General features: G+C 54.7%; 19 protein-coding genes. 8 read left to right on the plus strand and 11 right to left on the minus strand.

The window, feature by feature from the left end; genetic code table 11:
- The first annotated feature begins 223 nt into the window (after positions 1-223).
- The 3 genes from BSG09_RS15445 to BSG09_RS15455 all read left to right on the plus strand — a co-directional run bounded on the left by BSG09_RS15445 (position 224) and on the right by BSG09_RS15455 (position 1,857).
- On the plus strand, positions 224-436 hold the full coding sequence (locus tag BSG09_RS15445; RefSeq protein WP_092934661.1) for a hypothetical protein: 213 nt from the start codon (positions 224-226) through the stop codon (positions 434-436).
- Between the two features lie 448 nt (positions 437-884).
- Positions 885-1,187, plus strand: a complete 303-nt coding sequence (locus tag BSG09_RS15450) for a hypothetical protein (RefSeq protein ID WP_092934703.1) — start codon at positions 885-887, stop codon at positions 1,185-1,187.
- 235 nt (positions 1,188-1,422) lie between these two features.
- On the plus strand, positions 1,423-1,857 hold the full coding sequence (locus tag BSG09_RS15455; protein WP_092934663.1) for a hypothetical protein: 435 nt from the start codon (positions 1,423-1,425) through the stop codon (positions 1,855-1,857).
- An 82-nt stretch (positions 1,858-1,939) separates the two neighbouring features.
- Here the strand turns inward: BSG09_RS15455 and BSG09_RS15460 are convergent, their stop codons facing one another.
- A complete protein-coding gene (locus BSG09_RS15460; RefSeq protein ID WP_092934665.1) occupies positions 1,940-2,161 on the minus strand; it encodes a HalOD1 output domain-containing protein in 222 nt (73 codons plus the stop codon).
- Between the two features lie 485 nt (positions 2,162-2,646).
- On the opposite strand from BSG09_RS15460, the gene BSG09_RS15465 reads away from it, so the two are divergent.
- The gene (locus BSG09_RS15465; protein ID WP_139246229.1) at positions 2,647-3,363 is read left to right on the plus strand and encodes a hypothetical protein; all 717 of its coding nucleotides are present in this window, start codon (positions 2,647-2,649) and stop codon (positions 3,361-3,363) included.
- Between the two features lie 6 nt (positions 3,364-3,369).
- Here BSG09_RS15465 and BSG09_RS15470 read toward each other — a convergent pair whose 3' ends face one another.
- The 9 genes from BSG09_RS15470 to BSG09_RS15510 form a co-directional block, all read right to left on the minus strand.
- Positions 3,370-3,648: a hypothetical protein gene (locus BSG09_RS15470; protein WP_092934705.1), complete on the minus strand. Its 279-nt coding sequence runs from the start codon at positions 3,646-3,648 to the stop codon at positions 3,370-3,372.
- Between the two features lie 136 nt (positions 3,649-3,784).
- A complete protein-coding gene (locus tag BSG09_RS21675) occupies positions 3,785-3,967 on the minus strand; it encodes an HVO_0649 family zinc finger protein (RefSeq protein ID WP_092934669.1) in 183 nt (60 codons plus the stop codon).
- A gap of 63 nt (positions 3,968-4,030) precedes the next feature.
- Positions 4,031-5,155 (minus strand): phage NrS-1 polymerase family protein, encoded by a 1,125-nt coding sequence (locus BSG09_RS15480; RefSeq protein ID WP_254799190.1) that lies wholly within the window; start codon positions 5,153-5,155, stop codon positions 4,031-4,033.
- A gap of 17 nt (positions 5,156-5,172) precedes the next feature.
- Complete coding sequence (locus BSG09_RS15485) at positions 5,173-7,236, minus strand: VirB4 family type IV secretion system protein (protein WP_223174800.1); 2,064 nt, start codon at positions 7,234-7,236, stop codon at positions 5,173-5,175.
- 41 nt (positions 7,237-7,277) lie between these two features.
- Positions 7,278-8,369 (minus strand): hypothetical protein, encoded by a 1,092-nt coding sequence (locus BSG09_RS15490; protein WP_092934673.1) that lies wholly within the window; start codon positions 8,367-8,369, stop codon positions 7,278-7,280.
- Positions 8,366-9,505: a hypothetical protein gene (locus tag BSG09_RS15495; RefSeq protein WP_092934675.1), complete on the minus strand. Its 1,140-nt coding sequence runs from the start codon at positions 9,503-9,505 to the stop codon at positions 8,366-8,368. The genes BSG09_RS15490 and BSG09_RS15495 overlap by 4 nt, the downstream gene beginning before the upstream one ends.
- 211 nt (positions 9,506-9,716) lie before the next feature.
- Positions 9,717-11,417, minus strand: a complete 1,701-nt coding sequence (locus BSG09_RS15500) for a hypothetical protein (RefSeq protein WP_092934677.1) — start codon at positions 11,415-11,417, stop codon at positions 9,717-9,719.
- 40 nt (positions 11,418-11,457) lie between these two features.
- Positions 11,458-11,748: a hypothetical protein gene (locus tag BSG09_RS15505; protein ID WP_223174799.1), complete on the minus strand. Its 291-nt coding sequence runs from the start codon at positions 11,746-11,748 to the stop codon at positions 11,458-11,460.
- Between the two features lie 691 nt (positions 11,749-12,439).
- Positions 12,440-13,060, minus strand: coding sequence for a DUF7509 family protein (locus tag BSG09_RS15510; protein ID WP_092934679.1), 621 nt, complete (start codon positions 13,058-13,060; stop codon positions 12,440-12,442).
- Positions 13,061-13,158: 98 nt separating this feature from the next.
- On the opposite strand from BSG09_RS15510, the gene BSG09_RS15515 reads away from it, so the two are divergent.
- The 4 genes from BSG09_RS15515 to BSG09_RS15530 all read left to right on the plus strand — a co-directional run bounded on the left by BSG09_RS15515 (position 13,159) and on the right by BSG09_RS15530 (position 19,997).
- A complete protein-coding gene (locus BSG09_RS15515; RefSeq protein ID WP_092934681.1) occupies positions 13,159-13,572 on the plus strand; it encodes a winged helix-turn-helix domain-containing protein in 414 nt (137 codons plus the stop codon).
- Positions 13,573-14,058: 486 nt separating this feature from the next.
- Entirely contained in the window at positions 14,059-17,829 is a 3,771-nt protein-coding gene (locus tag BSG09_RS15520; protein WP_092934683.1) for an ATP-binding protein, read from the plus strand.
- Positions 17,830-18,555: 726 nt separating this feature from the next.
- Entirely contained in the window at positions 18,556-19,167 is a 612-nt protein-coding gene (locus BSG09_RS15525) for a DUF1326 domain-containing protein (RefSeq protein ID WP_092934685.1), read from the plus strand.
- A 32-nt stretch (positions 19,168-19,199) separates the two neighbouring features.
- Entirely contained in the window at positions 19,200-19,997 is a 798-nt protein-coding gene (locus BSG09_RS15530) for a DUF2182 domain-containing protein (protein WP_092934687.1), read from the plus strand.
- 65 nt (positions 19,998-20,062) lie between these two features.
- Here BSG09_RS15530 and BSG09_RS15535 read toward each other — a convergent pair whose 3' ends face one another.
- Entirely contained in the window at positions 20,063-20,890 is an 828-nt protein-coding gene (locus BSG09_RS15535; protein ID WP_092934689.1) for an undecaprenyl-diphosphate phosphatase, read from the minus strand.
- Between the last annotated feature and the right edge of the window lie 39 nt (positions 20,891-20,929).

The following is a 20,929-nucleotide window of genomic DNA, read 5'->3' on the forward strand; positions in this document are numbered from 1 at the left end:
GACTCTAGCAGTCACTCTGTCGGCGTCGTAATTCTCGGCAAACGGGTGGAGTTCTCGAGTGGGCTGCGGCGGCCACTTCCAAGTACAACGTCGAGCAACTATACCGGAGACGATAGTTGTCCGTGGATTCCATCGAACGTCTCCTGTCTGCCACTCACAGCCGTTGGTCCCAAGTCGGTTCCTTACCGATACGTTCAAAAGAGAGATGATGGAACACTAACCAGTGGCCAATATCGAACTCGACCTCGATGATGATGTGATTCTGGTTGAGGACCATGACCAGCAACAGCAGCTCCTAGCCACAAAGAGCGGCAATACATGGCGTGTACTCGAGGGACCGATCAACAAATCGAACCAACTTGCGAATCGCACAACTGTGAATACACCCACACAGGCCCTCGTCGAAACGTTGCGGTGGCTTGCCGAAGACGAATGAAAGGAGTTCTGTCCAAATACCCGTCCAAGTGAAGAAAATCCAGCGATAAATGGTGTCCTCCGGCAAATCAACTATCGTGAACCAAGCTTCTTCGAATATACGGCGGCTAGTGCATATTCTTTGGCCCATGCGCGACCTCTCACTCGAGGTTTGTGTGTACTCTCGAGTTGGACCGAACGAGGGCAGACGTGACGATACACGACTTGCTGTCCGTTCGCTCGGCTCTGCGACCGTATCGTGCATCTCGATTGGCTAGCGAGCAAGTGTTCGGGCGACCGCCGCTCCACATCGCACACTGGCACGGTGTCACACAGAAGTCTGACTGACATTTTTACACGACAGTGTGATCACGGTTGCTATGGCGACGTCAGACTCAGCACCTCCCCGAACGGAAACTGGCCCACGGTCTGTCAGCGAGGCTCTCCGATCGACACGACCCGCAACGACCGTGGTTCGCCTCGTTGTGTACCTGAAACGATGGCCGGCGTATCTGCTGGCTGTGTGCTGGCCAGGTACTGGCCACCTCTACCGGCGCCAGTGGGCGCGCGGCTGCAGTTGGGCAGCGCTGTACGGAACCGCGCTCTTGTTTCTCAGTTCCGGTACAATCCTCGCCGCGGGTTCGGTCACTGAACCACTCCTTGTCACTGCACTCCGCTTCGAGACGGTCGCCTTCGTCGATGTGGCCATGCCGCTCACCGTGCTCGTCTGCAGCGTGCTTGACCTCTTCACGCGTGACATGCTCGACAATTGAGCTAGCGAGCACCAGGTGCGTTCGCTAGAGGTGGGTCTCTCGAGCGGTCTTCGTCGGTCACTCCCGAATACGGCTTCGAGAACCTCCATCAGTGACGATAGCTGCCTACAGACTACCTCAAATATCGCTCTCGAGACCACCCATCTTCACTCAAAGAGACAGTTACAGGCCTCCTACTGAAGCCAATGACCGTCGAACCAGGTCATTCGACCGGCCACATGACCGGCACAAACCGATGGCACCTGCAATCGCTCACTTCCTCGTCGGCGCATCGCTCCTGTTGTTGCTCATAATACCGATCGCGCTTCGATACCGACTGGCGCCGTGGGTACCGCTGTGGCTCGTCGCACTCGGTGGCCTCTGGGGCCTGGGACCCGATATCCATCACATCGCACCCGTCTACGAACTCAAGTTGCGCGCATTCCACGACTCGCCCTGGGTTGATCTCTTTGCATTCCACTATACGCTTGATCGGCCAGTTGTCCGCGCACAGTATCTCTCGAGCGTCTTCGGATCGATCCTGGGCTTTCTTGGTGCCGTTACGACATTTATGATAGCCACAGTGCTGCGTACCCGGACCAACCTTACTGATACAGCCTCTCCACACCTCGTCGCGCTGAGCGAGGCACTGCTTCTCCTCTTGTTGTTTGTCGCTGCTACGAGCAGTTGATGTGGCTTGAGGGTGCTAAAGAATCCTTCTTGAGGTGTTGGTCACACACGTTTAGAGTGAATTAGCCGGTAAGTAGATCTGCTCATTCCTCAATAGTCACTTTCCCGTTTTCAATAATTATCTTGTACCCAATATATTCAAATTGGATTCTACACGTCGTACTAAGAGCGTCAAGTGCATCAGGATCGACACTATGATAAAGTGGCGGCAGGTCAAGTTTATTACAGTCTTCTTTTTTAGAAACTTTCTGGAGAATTTTAGATGGTATTGTATACTCTTGCCATTCAGCGGTAGTGTCTTCCATGTGATACCGTCATTTGAAGAGGAAATAAAAGTGTGCAGGCGTTTCATAAACTGCAATAAGAACTTCTTTCGTAAAGGAATGTAATTCCTAATGTCATATCGCCTCTTGCCAATACAGCCGCACCACATCTCGTCGCACTGGGCGTGGTGCTGCTTCTGATCTTGTTGTTTGTCGCTGCTACCAGTTGCTGATTCGGCTCGAGGGTGCCAAAGAATTCTTCCCGCGGCTATTGGTTACACACATTTGCGGTGAACTGACCAGCAAATATATATGAAACTAAACACCAGAAATTATAGCAAATATCAATTGTATTCGCCGAGATATTCGAACTATCCGGACAAAATACAATATCTGTCCATTTATATCCAGGAGAATAGTTCTACTTTTCAGTCTTAAGACATGGGTTTTGGAGTGATGAAATGTACGCACCCATTTCTAAGAAATGGGCCGATACATTTTTGTGAAATGGAGATAGACATCTTGGTGTGTCTCAGAGCGAATCCGATACAAAAGAGATTGCAGGAATGATTCGGAATCACATTGAAGAGAAAGGCCTCTTTCGGATTAACCGAGGTAACGACAGGGGTGTTAATGTTGAGCTTATGACGGAGGTGTGGATGACTGAGAATCTCATCTCGATAGGAAGTTGGGGAATTCCGATTGGAGAATTACTGAATAGCGATCAACTAGAAGGCCCTATTACGCCCGACAAAGTCGATAAAGACGTTCGCGATCCATCTCGTGGTGGATCACGACTCAACTTCCGGAGCGACTCCATTCGAACTGTCTTAGAAAATAATTATAAAAAATGGAATAAGAATCGAGGCGAGGACAAGAATCCAACTCAACAGGCGGGGTTTGCTGCCGGAAGCCTCAACCGCTTCTTCAATAAATTGACCGACGGAACTCCGTTCTTAGGGAATTTGGGGAATGGAATGGCCTTTGGCCGGGTTGTCGGTGAGTACCCGGAGTATCAACCTAATGGTTCAACGGTGTCATTCCGGGGCGAGGATGTCAGTGACGATCATCTATTCGTTCGTGAAGTAGAATGGGCTCGTAACGAATACGGGGATGTCATTCAGATCCCCTACGGTCAACTTCCGAATAAGCTAGGTCCCGTTCCTCAGACGGTCACTGAAGTTAGCGATGTCACTGGACTCTATGAACAGGCGAATGTGATTGAATTTCTATCAAGTTATTAACGGTCGCTACTCGTTTCGGAGCGAAGCAGCGATAGATTTGAGCTCGTCCTTCCGGAAGGCAGTCCCTGCCTTGTCTGGGTCATCGTCGTCTATCTCGCCGATTTTCCAGAGAATCCCCGCCCGCATCTGGGACTTGGGAGGAAGACGGTTCGTGTCAATCTCGTAGTCCACGGCGTTACAGATTGCAGCGAGAGCCTCTTTGGTGAAGGCAGTAGATTCCTGCCGTTCGTATCGATCCACGGCCAACCGGATCTCGTTCCGAAGTTCGTCAACAGTTCGTGACACAGTGACAACGAAGAGAGGGCCCGTCCTGTATATTTCGCCACACATCCAACTCCTTGGTACCTAGCCCGGTTAAAATACCACTCGAGAAGCAACACCGTCTGGGTTCGTATTCTTCACCTCCAGGTGCGAGCCACCCTCACTTGAGATTGAACGTGTGCTCTCGAGTCGAACCACAACTGGGACAGACGTGACGATACACGACTTGCTGGCCGTTCGTTCGGCTCTCCCAGTTGCCCTCCTCGTCCACATATCCACAGTCGGGACACTTCTTATCCGTAGTTTCGTACCGTCGTCGAACACGCTCGAGTACTGTTGTCATATGGCACACTACGGCACCTACAAACAAAAAACGAATTGGTCACTTTGACTTCAGATTCTTCTGCTATCGCCCGAGAATTCCTCGTAACTGCCGAACGAGAGACTTCGACTGCATCTCTCTCGAGGATTCAGACTCCTCTTCTCGAGCCGCAGATCTTCCCTCGTATGTCTCGAGTCGCCGCTCAAGCCGTTCGATCCGCGCAGTCTTCGCCTCCACTTCTCTCTCGAGAGACGTCGTCTGCTTTCGAAGCAGGGAGACCCTCTCTTTGAGGTACACATGCTCGCGATCTCGCGAAGATCCCACTTCCTGAGTCTCTACCCCACTCTCCGAGGGCTCGTAGAACTCAGAGGTGTGTGCAATTGCTCGAGCAATGGTCTTCTCACCATACGTCGAACCATCGGCATAGTGTTCCTCTCCCCACTTCGGACGGTCCAGTTTCGATCGCCGAAACAATCGGTCCATCTGTCCGGCATGGGCACCAGTCCAGAACGCAAGCAAACAACACAGCGCCATATCGGCCTCTGACTGACTCGTATACCCGACAGTCGACCCGTTCCAGAGGCGTTCAAACTTCTCGCCATTCGCCGCATTTCGAGCCTTCTCGAGTAACTCGTCGTCAGAGAGACGAGCTTTCGACCCAGACGCCTCACGAACATCGTCATCACCCTTCCCAACATACTCTAAATGAACCCCCTCGAGTTCGCGTTGCCGAGATTCGATTTGCGTTGGCGTCCCCGAGACGTGCTTGCCAGTGACGGTGAAGTACCGGGCGTGGTCGTACATCTCGATGTGGCCACGTCGATTGCGACCTTCAGGAAGTTCACCACGTATCAAGACGTGATAGCCAGTCCCCGATGGCGAGACTTCCGTATACGAATCCAGCCGACTAACGATTGTCTTCGCTTGCTCAGTTGGTTTCCCAGTATCCGGGTCGCGACAGTCGTCCAGATCAATCCCAACGAATGGATCTGACTTCGTGAACACGAACCCAAGCCCATCGACCGCAGTGGAGCCCGATTCCATGCACTCGAGAGCAGTCTCGAGATCACACCACGTCCCTTCGTCCGTCGTCGATGCAAACCCTGCCGTCTGCGGATCAACCGGAATCTTCGTCTTCTCGCCGTTGCGCTCTGCTCGCTTCCAGCAGATCCACTGGTCTCGAGTACACAGCGCCTCCGGGAGAGTCATTCTATCACCCATATCTCTTAATCCGAAAGCCCCAGCGAACTCTGACCACCACTCATCATACGATCAGAAACACCACCAGACTGACCCGGCAACTCCGATCGAGACTGCTCCTTCGGATCGAAATCGATCACGGCCGTCTCGTCGTCCATCGCCCGGACTTCGATCCCGCGCCATTCACCGTCGACACCGACAAGCGCCTCAGAATACCCCGTCCGATCGTTCCCCGGAACAGCCTCTTGGACGAAACGCATCTGTGCCGAATTGAGTCCGAACTCGTTGGCCCATTCACGATCCATCCCGTCGAGATGGTGGAACTGCTTGATCGCACATTGGTCGATGATCGCCTCCGACTCTGGATGCTGGAAAAACTCATCAACAGTCTGTGTGACAAGCCGAATCGAGAGGTTGTGATGGCGATGATGCCGGAAGACGATCTCGAGGTACTCGAGACTTGCTGCATCCTGCATGATATACCGCGCTTCGTCGATGACGAAGACGACCTCCTTGTCCGTCTCCTTCGCACGCTCGTAGACCAGCGATATCAACAACTGCATGATCAAGCTTGTACTCCCACCGAGACTCCCTTCCTGCTGGGCGAGATCCAGATAGATCACCTTCTCGTCGCGGATATCAAACGCCGTCTCACGCCCCAGATTCTCGTAGCGACCACCCACGGAAAACGGACGCAACTGATCAATGAGCCACGTCGCATCCTCTCGAATCTTCGTCGTCTCTTCGTCCGTCCGGACAACGTACTCCGTGGGCGTCTCAACCATCTTCTCGAGGATGTCGAGTACGTCCCGCATCGTCGGACTCTCGTTGTGATGAGTCGCGATATCGTCGGTGATTCCGTTCCTCGCATACGCCTTCTCGATCGCCGTCTCCAGCGTAGTCCGTCGATCCCCGAGTGAAATCCCACGGGTCGCAAAGTAGTTCGACAAGAAGCTCATCACGCTATCGAGCTTCTCCCGATACGGACTCGCATCCTCGCCCATCGCCTGCTGGACACGTTCGGGTGTAGGCTTGATCTCGAGGGGATTCAATCCCATATCACCGCCAATCGTGATTCGCTCGCCACCGACTGCCTCAGCGACACCAGCCCAGTTGTTCAATGGCTCGAGGATGATCCCAATACGATCCTCGCTCTGCTCGATCGACCGAACGAAATTCTGCTTCGAGCCGAACGATTTACCAGAGCCAGGATCGCCGATCGTGAACATCGCATAGCCGTTCTCTCGAGCAAAGGGATCGATCACGACCGGACTCTGATTCTTCCAGTGAGCGCCAAACTCGACACCGCCGTCCTCGAGAATCGTCGCGTTGTGCGGCGACGCAAGCAACGCACCGATCGCACCACCTAACGCCGTCGCCTCTCGACCAAACGAATTCGGTCCCACTGGTGCCGCAGCCTGAATTGCCAGATCCTGCTTACAGATCGCTGTTTTCGGCGAGAGACCCGCTGGCTGTTCACGAAGCCGACTACGGATCGTCCGAACGTCCTCACGCAACTCATCACGGGAATCCGCACGGACCGTGATGAACATCCCCTGATCGAAGACCCGACTTCCGTTCTCGACGCTTTTGTAGGTTGAAAGCGCTTCGTTCGCACGTTCTTGCAGATAGCTCCCTCGAACGGTTCGCTCGAGGTCTGCATCAGCCTGGAGGTCGTCGGCAACACGCTGGAGTTCGTCTCGAGCCTGCTGCTGACTCTTCGGTGTGATGTGCACCGTCAGATCGAACTCGATATCCGTGAGCTCGAAGAGTTCTGTCAGATAGCCGTCTTTCGGATAGTCAGGATAATCAGCAATGTAGAGCGTCGATGTCCAGTGATCGCCAACACGGGCAGTCCGTGTATCCCACTCGATCGCCGCTGGTGCGATGACGTGCTGGTGATGCTCAGATAGATCGTCGAGGATCTCTCCTTCACCAATACCGTCGTCCACAGTTGTCTCCTCGAGGAGATCAGCTAACTCGATCTCCTCAACCTCCTCCGCTCGCCAGTAGTCCCACGCAATCTTCACGAGAAGCGTAAGCAGCGCCGTCACCCCAACAGAGAGAGCAAGCCCTGCTCGAGTCCCCATCTCAGGAAGCAAACCCTGTATCTGTCCCACGACCAACTCAATCACTGGTCGGCCCTCCGTTGATGATCGACCGCTGGATGATCGCGAATCGCATCCGCGCCATCGTCGTACTCGTGTTCTTCTCCGTTCCAGAAGTCCATCGAGAGAACGAACAACTCGACCGTCGTGAGCCGATGAGCAGACCACCCGGACACCTTCTGGATAAACTCCGTCTGGAGGCTATGACATCGATTTTCAAGCTTCTCGAACATAGCCGCTCGAATCTCTGCGTCGGTCATATCATTGCGACGAGTCACGAACGGGTTGAACAGAAACCCGATCACCGGAAACGAGGTGAGTTTCTCTGCAGGAGAACGCTCGTCCTGATAACGGTCGTAGACCTCGAACGGGTCAACTTCGACACCGATGAAATATCGGATCTGCTGGGCACCCTCGAGATCCCGAGGCCGTTGCTCGCGATACTCCTCGAGTAACCCTCGAAAAATCGGGTTCTCCTCAACATCACTATCAGAGAGCCGCCCATCGATTCGCTCGATCAGTCTCTCCACTGGGAACGAACGAGTCGTCGCGTGGAACTTGAGTCTAAAGTCAAGCTCCTTATTCGCGAACTCCTCGCCGAGTTGCTGGACCTGTGCCCAATCACCGGACATCGCGAAGTCCATGTTCCCGGGGTCGATCTCGAGATACGCTTCCATCGCTCCATCCGAACGCTCGATCGCACCGGTTCCGGGCCATGCACGCCTGATGTTCGTGAGATCCTGCGTTCGCTCATCCGGTTTGAACGGCGTGTAACTTACGAGCCCACCATCAGTACCCGACTCACCAGACTCGACTGCACTGTACGTGAATCGAGGCCGTTTGCAGTAGTAGCGATAGACATCTCCCAACCACGTCGATGCGGGAAGATGATTCGGCGATGCATAGACGACTGCACCACCTGCTACAATCCCCAGGAGCACGAACGGCAAGATCGCCCCCTCGAGCCCAATTAACCCGCCAACGAGAAGCCCCGCAATCGGGAAGCCAAGGAGAACGTAGACATCCCCCTCCTCGATATTCAGAATCGGGATTCGACTTTCTTCGCCCAGTTCGTCCATGATTCGCCGGCCAGCCGCACCGCTTTCTTGTGTCACTTGAAGTACCCCGGATCGTTCTCAGTGCGACGGTACGCCGGGGTATCGTCCCAGCCATACGCGTCTCCCACGACGTTATCGTGAGCTGCTCGCTCCCCACTCTCACCGCTCGAATCTCCAGAGCCACCGCTTTGGCGCATCTTTGAGGCAGCAGAATAGCCAACAGCCGCCTTCGGGCCCCACATCGCAGTCGTCGTTGCAGCAGCGGGGCCAGCAATCACGCCAGCACCGACTACTGCACCTGCAGTGACTCCTGCCTTTGTCGTTGCACCCACGATTTTCGTCGTCATCGGACTGGCGTACTTGAACAGCTTCCAGACGATAGCGATCGAGAGCAATGGCAGCGTGACTGCAATGAGGTAACTCAAAAACGCACTGTCTGGAATCAACGCCGACTCTGTCCCCTCACTGAAGAGCAATTCATAGCCTTTGAACAGCAATGCCACTGGAATCGGCATGATCGCAAGCGGCACGAATTTCAAAGAGACCGTTCTCGCGATGTGCGAGACGACGGGAAGATTCCCGTAGGCCAATGCAATCCCGATCGGCATCGCGTAGATCAAGATGTATAACAGAACCTCTCGAAGGAAGAATAGCGCCTGCAGGGTCCACATTGCAACTGCACCAACGCCCGTGAGAAAGAGCGCAAGGATCGGGTTTGAGATACTCAACGCGAGTAACCCCATCATCGCACTCGTCACAGTTGCAATATCCGGAATAAGCGCAATGGTGAATCCGTCGACCAAATAGAGTGCCAAGACCGCGACCCAGTACCAGGTGACGATCAAAAACGCACCAGTCCACGCACTTCGCTTCGTCTTTCGTGTCTCGTATGCACTGCCGATATTGAAAATCCGAATCGCATGCCGGCCCTGTACGCACATCACCAGCAATAACAGGGCAACGAGCATGATCTCGCCACTGACAAGGCTGCTGTAGATGCCATCCCAGGGAGTATTCGACGGCTGGCCGAACACGAACACACCGTCCGTTTCCGGTGTTGGTGTTCCAAACACCTGGGCAGTGATCGCAGCATACCCATCCGCCAACCCCTCCTGGAACCATTCAATGAGCTTGTCGATTGCGTCTTCGAACCACTTGATCCCGACATCGGAGAGCGACCACGCTAACTGCATGCAACCCTCTCGAGTTCGATCACACAGCCAGCATCCTCGAGCTCGACCACGCCATCACCACTCTCGAACTCCACACTCGAGGCGGGTACAACACACTCGAATCTCCAAGCTCTCTCGAGAACTGTACAACTCCAAACCAACAATCCGGTAGCACCCCTCCATCGAAGTGTTCGAAGAACAATACCTCTCCACACCATTCCTACCTCATCAATCATATTTCATCTCTCATTTTCAAGAAGCTCCCAAGCCGCTTCGCCGCATACAGCGCAATCACGAACGGAATCGCATACCGAATCACATCCACCAAAAGCGTGAACCAGCCCGTCGGCGTCGCGAGCGGGTGCCATGTCTCAGTAGCAGTATCACCGAGATACGCCGGAGTGTGTGATCGCCACGAACCCGGATGATACTCTGCAGTGTAGATTCCTGGCTGGGACACGGTGACTTCAACAATACCCTCAGAATTCGTCCGCAGGCGCTGATCACCGATCGTGATATAGCCCTCACGAACATCGTGACCGATCAGCCAGAACCGTGGACCTTCGTACGGATTCTCGAGCACAATCGGCTCGCCAGTCTCTCCATCGCGAAGTTCGATCCCCAGGGTCACCGCCGTCGCGTTTGAATCAATGATCTCGAGCGATAGCTCACTCTCGCGAATCTCTCGCTCTGCCCCACCGTCGGGCTCGATAAGCTCTGCAGAGACGCCTCGAACGATCCCATCAACAGCAACAGCATCTCGACTAACACCGTCGTGACGAAGCGCAAGCCCATATGATCGCGTATAGGGCGCAGAAACCACGTCGACCTCGACGGTTTCATGAAGTGAGGGCTCCGGCGAGGAACTCTCTGTTCCCCACACCTCGAGGATTTCCGGCCCATCCCGGATCGGCTCTGCACGCGGACCTAACTCGGATGGGTACGCATGGACGTACACCGGCATTGCATCGGAGCCAACGGTTTCCCTCCCCCCTCGAGTTGCATGCGTGAGTTCGTCCCAACCAGTCTCTCGAGCGGTGTAGTAACGCCACACCCCACGGACATTCGCCTCGCCATCTTCCGACAGGGTGTATCCATGCCACGGCTGAGCCTGATAGATCGCAACGCCGCTGTCGCCGTTTGGATACGAGGCATAGTAGATCGATGCTCGAAGATCGTAGATCTCGACATCGAGTTCCTCCGAAACAGTCACCTGATCAGTAATCACTTCTGTCTCGTTTCCAACCTCTCGCTCGACTCGAGCATTGATGTCCGCCTCGAGCGTCAGCGTCGCCGACCCACCTCCATCAAACGCATACTCGAAGACCGGTGTGTGCGTCCCACTCGTAGCGTCAACCAACTCCCCATCACGTAGCAGCCGGACGTCTTCGATCCCATGATTTCGAATCGATGAGTTCCCATCAAGCCGGATGCGATAATCGACGAACCCACGGAGTTCACCCTCCGGTGCGATGTAATGGATCGTCTCGTTCGCATCCAGATGCGTCCTCGTCGACGGATGGATCGCAAACGTCGTCGCGTGTGCATCGGCGATCAGCACGGAATCCGTACGCGACGCATGCGTGGGATAGATCGAGGTCTCTGCATCGCCTCCCTCGAGTGATTCATAGTCGGCTGCTGTCCACCGCTCGGCCGTATCGGGAGGCGTTTTGAACGTGATATCGGTGCAATTACCGAGTTCTTCCATCCCGGTCCGCGTTTCGCCGTATTGCCGCTCGTACTCAACAGTGCTGATGCACTCATCTGGCGTGTTCGACCACAGCGTCGCCGTCTCGTTTTCGTCCAGCCCGTGTTCGTCGTCTCTCCCAAGAGAACCGCTGGCACTGCCGATCTCGGTTCCACCGAGAACAACAGCGATACCGACGGCTGTGAGTATGACCGCAACGCTGAGTTTTGACCCCTCGAGTCGCATTAGGGCCTCTGCCTCGAGTCGGACTGGATACCGATCGGCATTACCACGGCACGAAATCCACACAGCCAGCTAACGGGAGCCCCATCGTCGAGCCAAAAACCGTAAACAGCGGCCCGAGGACCAACAGCATAACCGTCGACCGCAGTGCCGTTCGCTTGTGTGCTTTCAGGTCTTTCTTCTGCTCGATGGTCGTCGTGAATACCTCAGCGAGCGAATCGGCTTGCCAGACGACAACCAAGCCCAGAAGGCCGATCGCGGTGGTGATCTGGAAGAACCCGGAGACCATCTCGGGTAGTCCTTCGGCCTCACAGATGACACTCTCCTGTGCCAAAGCCGGCTCAACAGCAAGAACGGATAACAATACGAGTGATCCAAGGCCAGAGCGTGCTATTCGGCGTCGTACGTTCGAAGATTCGTCTGTCTCGAGTGTTCGGCTCAAAACTGGAGTTTTTATATTCATTTAGTGAATTTCAGACCTACTGAGAAATCTCGTGAGAACCGACGGATTGGTTCAGAAATTTATTCATTAGATCGTCAAATTCACTCGCTGATGACTGAATATATATCTTGTGTATTATATTAGCTCGGAATTATAGTGCATGGATGAAGAACTGTTTTTGTATCGGCCATGAAAATATCCGTCAGAAATTGAGTATACTACGTTGTCATCGGTTATTAGCTGTAGGCCATTATCAGCGGGAACAGTTGACCCTCGCCATCCTCAACGGCCGGCTGCCGGTCTCGATGTCACTACCATCGCCGGCGACGCCACGCGACTTCCCATTCTGTCCGATACCCAAAACGTGGTAACCGCGCGCCGGGTGCTCCATGATCTGCCCGTCACAGACCAGCCGAAAGCGCTCGAGGAACTGCGCCGCATCTATGGCGCCCGACGGGACACACGGAGTCCTCGAGTTCCCACTGACGCCAGCAGATACTCCTCTTTCAGGCAGAGGATGAAAATGAGGCCGAGAAAATCGACCGTTCAGACTTGTCTTCGAGTTTTCAACGCCAGCGTTCACTCAATCTAAACATCTAAGATCACCACGGCGTTCGCGCTGCATGACACCACCTGCGAACCGTCGAAGTTTACTAACGAGTTCCCCTTCCGTTTCATACGTCTCGACCCGTAGATCCCATCGCACCTTGGACGATCGAATCATCGCACTTGTCACGTCATCTTCATGGGCAAAGAGTAACCGATCACCGTGCGTTTCCGCGAGGCTCTCAAGAACGCTTCCAGCCTCTTCTCCAACGCCAAAATTGTGTCCAAGAAACGGAACCACGAACGCGGTCGCGTTGCTGCATCTTGCGTACTCGATGCTTTGTGTCACTGCATCCACCTCATCAGTATCTACCTCCGCATCGAGAGCCAGAAATGCGTTCACTCCTGGATCCGTCCGAAGCTCTCCTTGTATCCGCCGTAAGAGCGCTTGCGCCGCGTTGATATCGTCCTTGTGTCGAAAGAGTCGGCGTAACGGCCCGGGGAGGTCTTCGATATCGATCTTGCGGCGTTCTTCCTCACTGAGTACATAGTTGAGATTGAACGACTTGTACGGACCCATCAAATAAAAAAGAAAACGGTCGTATTTCACGCTCCCCAGCCGCTCAGCGATCAAATCACGTGTGATTTCAGTGGGCATAAGGATTTCTGCTCACTCGGCCCTTATAAAAGAGGGCATTTTCAAGATATCTTGGCTTGACAAAGGCTAAAAGTTTGCCGCCAGTACTCTAGACCAAGATGGCGACAAATCAACCGAGTGCGATTGGTGGGAAAAATCCGGAAGATCCGGAAGACCTGCTACCAGAGGATAGTATTCTCAGTCTCGACGAATATCTCGAGATGCATGCTGCCGTCGGACACCGTACTCGATATGAAATCCTCTATCGGCTTGTCCACAGTGGAGAGATGAGTCCGAAAGAGCTCGAGGAGGCGATTAACGTCGATGACAGTACACTTCACTATCACCTCAACAAGCTTGTCGATGTCGGCCTCATTGAGAAGCGCCAGCGTACGGAACGAGGACAAGACGGATTATACACGTATTATCGGGCAACTGTGTTCGGAGAAGTCACACTCTCCGAAGGTGTCGACGAGCTGATCCGCGGCGAGCAGGAGTTCGAAGAAATGTATGACAGCACGGCGAACAGTTGATGAGTGCTGTCAGAAAACCAGTTTTGATATGTAGAGGTCAATCTTCCCGCTCCTGTAAATCGCCTCGGGGTCAAGCCTCAAGGCACTCGCCTTGTTCATCTGTAGAAGAGTGAGAGGAGATTTCGTGTGCTTTCCCTCACGAGTATGGTTGGATAGGCGCGTTCAGAGAACCTCTATCGGCATGTCGTCATCACCAACCAGAGCAAACGAAACAGACGAAGCAAGGATTTAAGATCTCATGGAAGCACACGAAATATACTCTCACTGCAGCGTGCGAAACTACATTTAGTGACACTCTCTAGCATCTCGAACGGTAACCTGCTTCTTTCCCTCCTCCAGCCTATCGACTGAAAAGACAGTTCACTCACCCCTCACACGCGTTTATATAGATCGAAGCTATTCTCCGGGTATTGAGAGTCACAGTATCAGAAGCGTTCTCGAATACAATATCTGAGCGCTGGCTGCATCTAACTCTCTTTCTAACCAATGGCGACAGAGAAAGACACCACGCCGACTACTGAAGAGACGACCATACCATCTCAAAAATCGAATCTAACTCCTGATGGAGACGGCCCCATCAACTCGAGTAATCAACTACAAAATACCGCAATAGATCACACGACGGCCACACCCACATCCCTCGAGTCACGAACGTATATCGAAATCCGGCCATCGACAAGGCCACTCAACCGTGAAGCTATCTCACAGGCAACGACGATTCTCTACGAGAGCCTCTACAACCTCTCAAACTCGAGCACTCGATCAGCCCTCCGAAAGAAAACCCAGCAACCGCTCATAGAGTGGCTGCTCGTTGCTGACGGCCAACCGGATACGAGCATTCGGTACCTCGTCGGAACGACATACGACGAATTCCTCGACGAACTCGAGGCGATCCTGCGAACAGCATTTCCAAACACATACGAACTGACACAAGTCGACTGGCATCCACGACAACTCCAACCGTCTCGTACTCCCTCCTCAGACAACAACGGTTCAACACCAGCCACCGCTGACACCCCCAGTCAGCCATACGCTGCTGGCATCGAGTATCGCGGCGCTGCAGAGACGCGCCAGGACTGGCAAACCTCGCTCGCGTCATTCGATGAACTCACCGATCGTTCTCGAAAGACACAACCAGAGAAACAGAAATCGAACTCCCGTCGTATCCCACTGGCAACGCTCGTCGAGACGCTCTGTGATTCAGCAGTCCCCGTCGTGTATCAGGTGGTCTGCAGTCCGCTTGGTGATCAGCGGGCAGACGCAGAAGGATACCAATACGATCTCGAGCGCGCCCTCGTCACACCAGCTGATCGCATCCTCAATTTCGTCTTCCCTCGGTCGGAAGAGAAACTCGAACCAGAAAACCTTGCTCGTCCATATCGCAACCGTCTCACCGAACTCGAAACGCGTGACCTCCGACGGACGTTTTGTCTCTCGGCTCGAGCAGTGGCACTCACAGACAGCACGAACTCACAACAAGCCGAGACAGTCGCTCGAAGACTTACAAACGTGTTCGGCCATCTCAGTGGATCCTTTCATTCGATTCACGGACACCTCAGCATGGATACCGACCGCGATACGCCTGCAAGCCAACTTTTCGAAGACATCTGTCAACGAGCCTGTTCCGAACCAACATACGAAACGCTCAAAAGCCATCTCCCATGGAAGTCACACGAGAGCGCTGGCATCGTCGTCGCACCGGACGAACTCCCAGGGTTCTGTCTGATTGACGGCGTTGGCCTCACACCATCTGGTCAACGAGCACTTGGGGCTCGACAATCCGAGCGAACCGGCCTTTCTCTGCCATCACCGGATCACCTCGCACAGTACACGGGAACTGGACAGGCGCTCTGCATGCCACTAACCGATGACCGCCAACCCTACCAAAACCCGTTCGTCCTTCCACCAACACTTCAGGATAGACATCTCTTCGTCATCGGCGATACAGGCTCCGGGAAATCCGTCCTCACGACTGGTGCAATGCTGTCGAACGTCGAGGCCACAGACGGCCCCGAGATCCTCTTCGATTATAAGGGAGGGGGAACAGCCGAGGAGTACCTCCAAGCCCACTACACAGCACACGATGGCCTCGAGGACGTCAGCTACTTCGACCTCACTGAAATACTTCCCGCGCTATCGATTTTCGATATCAGGCCGCTACTCGCTGCTGGCCTCTCACGAGAAGAAGCACGCTCGAGAATCGCAGGCCATTACGAAGAGATCCTCGCGGGGCTGATGGGCGAAGAACAGTACTATGGAGCGACGGAATCGACGAAGGCGATTCGCAATCACCTTCGAGCGTTGTACGATCCGATTCACGGCACCGATGCCGTTTCACACAAAGATCTCTACCGGGCGCTCCAGCGTACACTGAGCGATCAAACACCGCCACCGACTTCGGATGAACGACTCACCGAGTATTTCGCTGGGTTGCTCGAGCGCGATCGAGACGTCTTCAACATGGTTCTCGGTGGTGCCGTGGCTCGAGTCGAGATAATCGCGACTGACGATCGACTTGCACCGCTGTTCGATCACGTCCATCGTGCTCACACGGATGAAGACGACACTGAGAGTGACGAAACGGATCCCCACTTCGATTTCACAGACGTCATCGATGACGATACCGTGGTTATCTTCGATTTCGGTGGGATGGAAGAGCGAATTAAACGCGCACTGACACTCGTCTTGCTCTCAAATCTGTGGATTGCACTGAAAGCACGTTCAGCAGCCCAGAAACAGCCATCCCGAGTCAATCTCTATCTCGAGGAAGCGAAAGACATCGCCGCGACGAAACTGGTCGATACCCTCCTCTCACAAGGGAGATCGTTTGGCCTCTCCCTCATGCTCGGCGTTCAATTCCCTGGGCAACTCGACTCTCCAGATCCGTCGAATCACACCTACGAAGAAGCGCTCAACGAGATCGGAACGTTCGTCGTTGGCAACGTCAGCATCGAAGATGACCTGGCGAAGGCGCTCGCGACCGACGACGTTCCACCAACAAAGGTTGCCAGGCGGCTTGCAGCGATTCGTCATGGCGAGTGGCTCGTCCGCCCTGCAGCCACATTTGGCTCACCTGCCCCACGACCGTTTCTCGGACGATCACTACCCGCTCCCGATGGACACCCCGCAAGTGAGACTCCACTTGGCGACGAGCAGTATCAGGCCTTCAACACAGCATTCGAGCTCACCGCACTCGAGACGTGGAACGAAGCCGGACTCAAATATGAGAGCGATCACCCAGGCACTGAGAACGGGTCGGATGACGATGACACAACCGAAGAAGAGACACTCCGGGTTGACTCACTACTGCCACACACGAAGCGACTCCCCGAGTACGTGAGCTACGACGAATCGATACACGCCCTCTGTTGTGGATCCTGTGAGAACCGCTACGATCCGACCATCGAAGGGATGGAACGCTCGATTGAGTGCTGTCGTTCACTTACAGACGTCGAGTCTGACGATATCCCTGTCTGCGATATCAATCTCAAGCTCACAGCCGAAGAGCGAGACCTCTCTGACTGGAGTGACCGACAACTGCTCTTCTTACAAACGGTGTACAACGCACAGCAACTTCGGTATGATCCGCTCGAGTACGATCTTCTCCACGACTCGATGATTAGACTGCAGGAGTACGTCGGGATCGAAACCGACGAAATCGCTCCACTGCTCGAGGCAGACCTCCTCAGACACGACACGGATCATCCACACCGTCTCTACACCGTCTCGTCGGAAGGCCGATCTACAATTGGTGAGAGCTATCGCAAAGGCGTCGATTACGGCCATGGGGTCGGTGATCTCGATGAATCCAGTGAACACGTCCTTGGAGTCGAAGTCACCCGGCAGCATCTCGAAGAAGCGTACGCCGAAGACCCCGAATCGGACGTCACCGATGTCGTACCGTATTACGAACTCGACGATCAACATCGACTCGACCTTGCAGGCGTGGATGCTGATGGCGAGATCATCGTCACAGCCGAGGTTGAACGTATTAACCACGACATCCGACGTGCGGTACCCGCCGATTTCGATAAGATGGCTGCTTGCGAACCCGAGGCTGCAATCTGGGTCGTCATGAAACAGGCCGATGGCCACAAAATACTCTCTGCACTCAACGACCCGCTCGAGGGGCCTCCTCGAGTCGAAAAAACGTATGCAAAGACCACGCCACCCCAACAATTCCGGATCAACACACCTGGCATGACGGCTGTCTATCCTGCAGAGTGGCTTCGGGATCGCTCGCCTGATCTCCCGTAGCTTACTGGGCTGGGTAGTTCTCCTTCTGCGATGTCTTTTTATTCAGCTTCAAATATCTCATAATCGGCTCTAGCCCCCGCAAGTGTTGTTGTGGGGGTCTCTCGAGTGAGAACCTAGGACGGGGAATTGCTCGAGCAGTGGATGGCTGTTGAGATCGTAGCTCGCACAAATCGGACTCTCGTACTCGAGTCAGGATTGGAATCGACCTGTCTATCAGACTCATACCCCCTCAGTCGACGGAAATCAGATGAAAGGGACATCCTCTTCTGAACTCCTGTTTGATGCTTCTCGAGACGCTGTCCGTATTGGGGACCGCAGTCACTCGATGAGTGAGGGCACTCCTGCTCACTGCTCGAGTGCGCGAGGGCTATCGATTATTCAAAACCGATAGACGAGAGCCGGTTATGAGGCTTTAGCAACCCGTTTTCGATCGTGCTTGCTAGCGCGAATACGCTTCTGGTATGCCCGCTTTGCTTCACGACGCCAGTCTGAGGGTGTCTACTCGAGTTGGGAGATGATCTCGAGTCCTTTCTTCCCCTGTTCCTAGAATTACGCTCTATTGCCACGCAACGTCATCTTGCGGGGGACAGAGATGATTATGACCGTTTGTGAGGGTGCTTCCCATTGCAATCGATCTTCATCGACCGTGCCGGTCTACAGGTGTCAGATGTTCCACCAGATAGCTTTATCGAGCTATACGTTGGCAATTGACACGGGCGTCTACCCATGACACAAGAATGGACGATCAAGGGAGACTACGTCGAAGCCTGCAACTGTGACGTCGCATGCCAGTGCGTGTGGCTGGAATCGCCAGACGACGATGTGTGTAACGTCTCGCTGGCGTGGCATATTGAAGAGGGAAGCTATGGTGATGTCGACTTGAGCGGCTTGGATGTCAGCATGCTCATCTCGACTGAAGAGGGCGTCATGTTCGGTCCCGAGACGGAATGGGACGTTGTGCTACTCATCGACGAGACAGCCGACGACGATCAGCGCGAGGCCATCGAGGACATCTACTTCGGTCGCGCCGGCGGTATCTGGGCACCCGTCGCCGACACCCATGTCAAGTCTGCCGATGTCGCGACTGTCCCAATCAGTTTCTCTCGAGACGGGTCGGAGTTCTCCGTCGAGATTGGGGATGTTCTCGAAATGGACGCAGGCGGTGCGGTTGGGTTCAACGAGGAGGTCGGCACGATTTCGCCCCACCCGCTGACGGAGAGCCACGAGGTGCAAACTGGGAAATCGACGACAGCCACTGTCTCCTATGACGACCAGTTCACGTGGGACGTTTCGGGGAACAACGCCTACCTCGGCGACTTCGAACTGGCGAACTCCTGACGGTGGTGGGACAGCGGTCCAGACGATCAATCATGGGAACACAGGACTCGTTCCGGGACCGAATTACCCGCCGGCGCATTCCAATCGTCGCGCTCGTCACCTACACAATCGCATTGCTCGCGTGGGCGGCAGTCGTCGGTCGCTGGCTCCCGATGCCTGGTGGAGAGATGGCCATGCAGATGCAAATGTCCGATCCTGGAGTTCCAGAGGCGATGGCGCTCTCAAACGGGATCACAGGTATCGGTCTCTATCTGGTCATGTGGGGCGTGATGATGATCGCTATGATGTACCCGTCGTCAGTTCCTCTCTTCCGACTGTATTCCAAGACGCTCGAGGGAACGACAACTACTGGGAAAGCAGCACGAGTTGGTGCGTTTATCGGAACGTACGCGCTTGTCTGGACGCTAACCGGTGTCGTACCGCTCGTGGTCAATACTTTAGTGCCAATTGCCAGCCTTGCGAACGCTCACGGTGGGCCCCTGATAGGTGGGACACTGCTACTCCTGTCGGGATATCAGCTCTCACCGTACAAATACCGGTGTCTGCGGTATTGTCGGTCCCCGCTCGGTTTCCTGATGAGTCACCACCGACCGGGAGTTCGTGGTGCCGTACGGATGAGCTGGCAGTTCGCCGTTTTCTGTGTCGGGTGCTGTTGGGCTCTGTTCGCGTTTATAGTGATTGTAGGTTCGATGAACATCGTCTGGATGGCGCTCATCGCAGTGGTGCTCTCGCTCGAACGGACAGTTGCGTGGGGTGAGCAGCTAGCACGTGCGGTCGGTGTCCTCGCTGGCATTACCGGGATTACCATCGTCGTGATCTCGATAGTGTGAACCGCCTCGGGGTCATGCCCTGAGGCACTCGGCTTGCTCCGCCTGTAGACTGCAACGTCGCTTGCTCATACGACGACCGAAACAACTCCTCCGCCGACGATGGCGAACCCACCGAGGCCGAAACAGACGACCCAGAACGGGATGCGATCGACGATCCGCATGAGGGCGTCGATGGTGAGATAGCCGACGAAGGAACTGACTCCAAGTGCCGCTAATGCAGGCACTGGCTCGATACCGGGAAGACCACCGGCACCCGTGATGGTGAGAGCAGCTGCACCGAGACTGGCAGGGATCGACAACAGAAAGGAGAGCCGGAACGCTGCCGGCGGATCGTAGCTCCGAAACAGCAGTGCGCTCGTCGTGATACCAGACCGTGAGATTCCTGGAAGGATTGCGATACCCTGAACGGCACCGACTAGAACCGAGTCCGGCAGCGTCGGCGCGTCGCGGATCCCCATCGACACTGACTCTGAGGCGAGTTGAAGGATCCCCGTGAGTACTAGGAGAACGCCGATGGCCGCGATGAACACGCCGCCAGTGAGTTGGCCTGCAAGATCGACTGCATATACGTACAGCGGGATCCCCACAACTCCGGTCATCAGCGTGGCAACAACGACATACGACGCGATGGCGTTCTCACCGGCGTACGCGCTGTCGGGTCGCCAGCCGGGCACTGCCCGAATGGCTGTCGTAATATCGTCACGGTAGTAGACCGCCGCCGAGAGTGTCGTACCGACCTGCAAGAACAGCGCCAGTTGTACCGCAACCGCAGGGTCGGTTCCCGCGATCGTCAGGAACAGCGCAAGGTTGCCCTGACTCGAGACGGGCAACCACTCAACGACTCCCTGAACGATCCCGGCGAGGATTGCGACGACGAGGTCGATTCGGCTCACTGGTGATGATGCGATAGTGCGAGCACTTAAATGAAGCCG

This window comes from Natrinema hispanicum, assembly GCF_900111485.1.
Lineage (GTDB): Archaea > Halobacteriota > Halobacteria > Halobacteriales > Natrialbaceae > Natrinema > Natrinema hispanicum_A.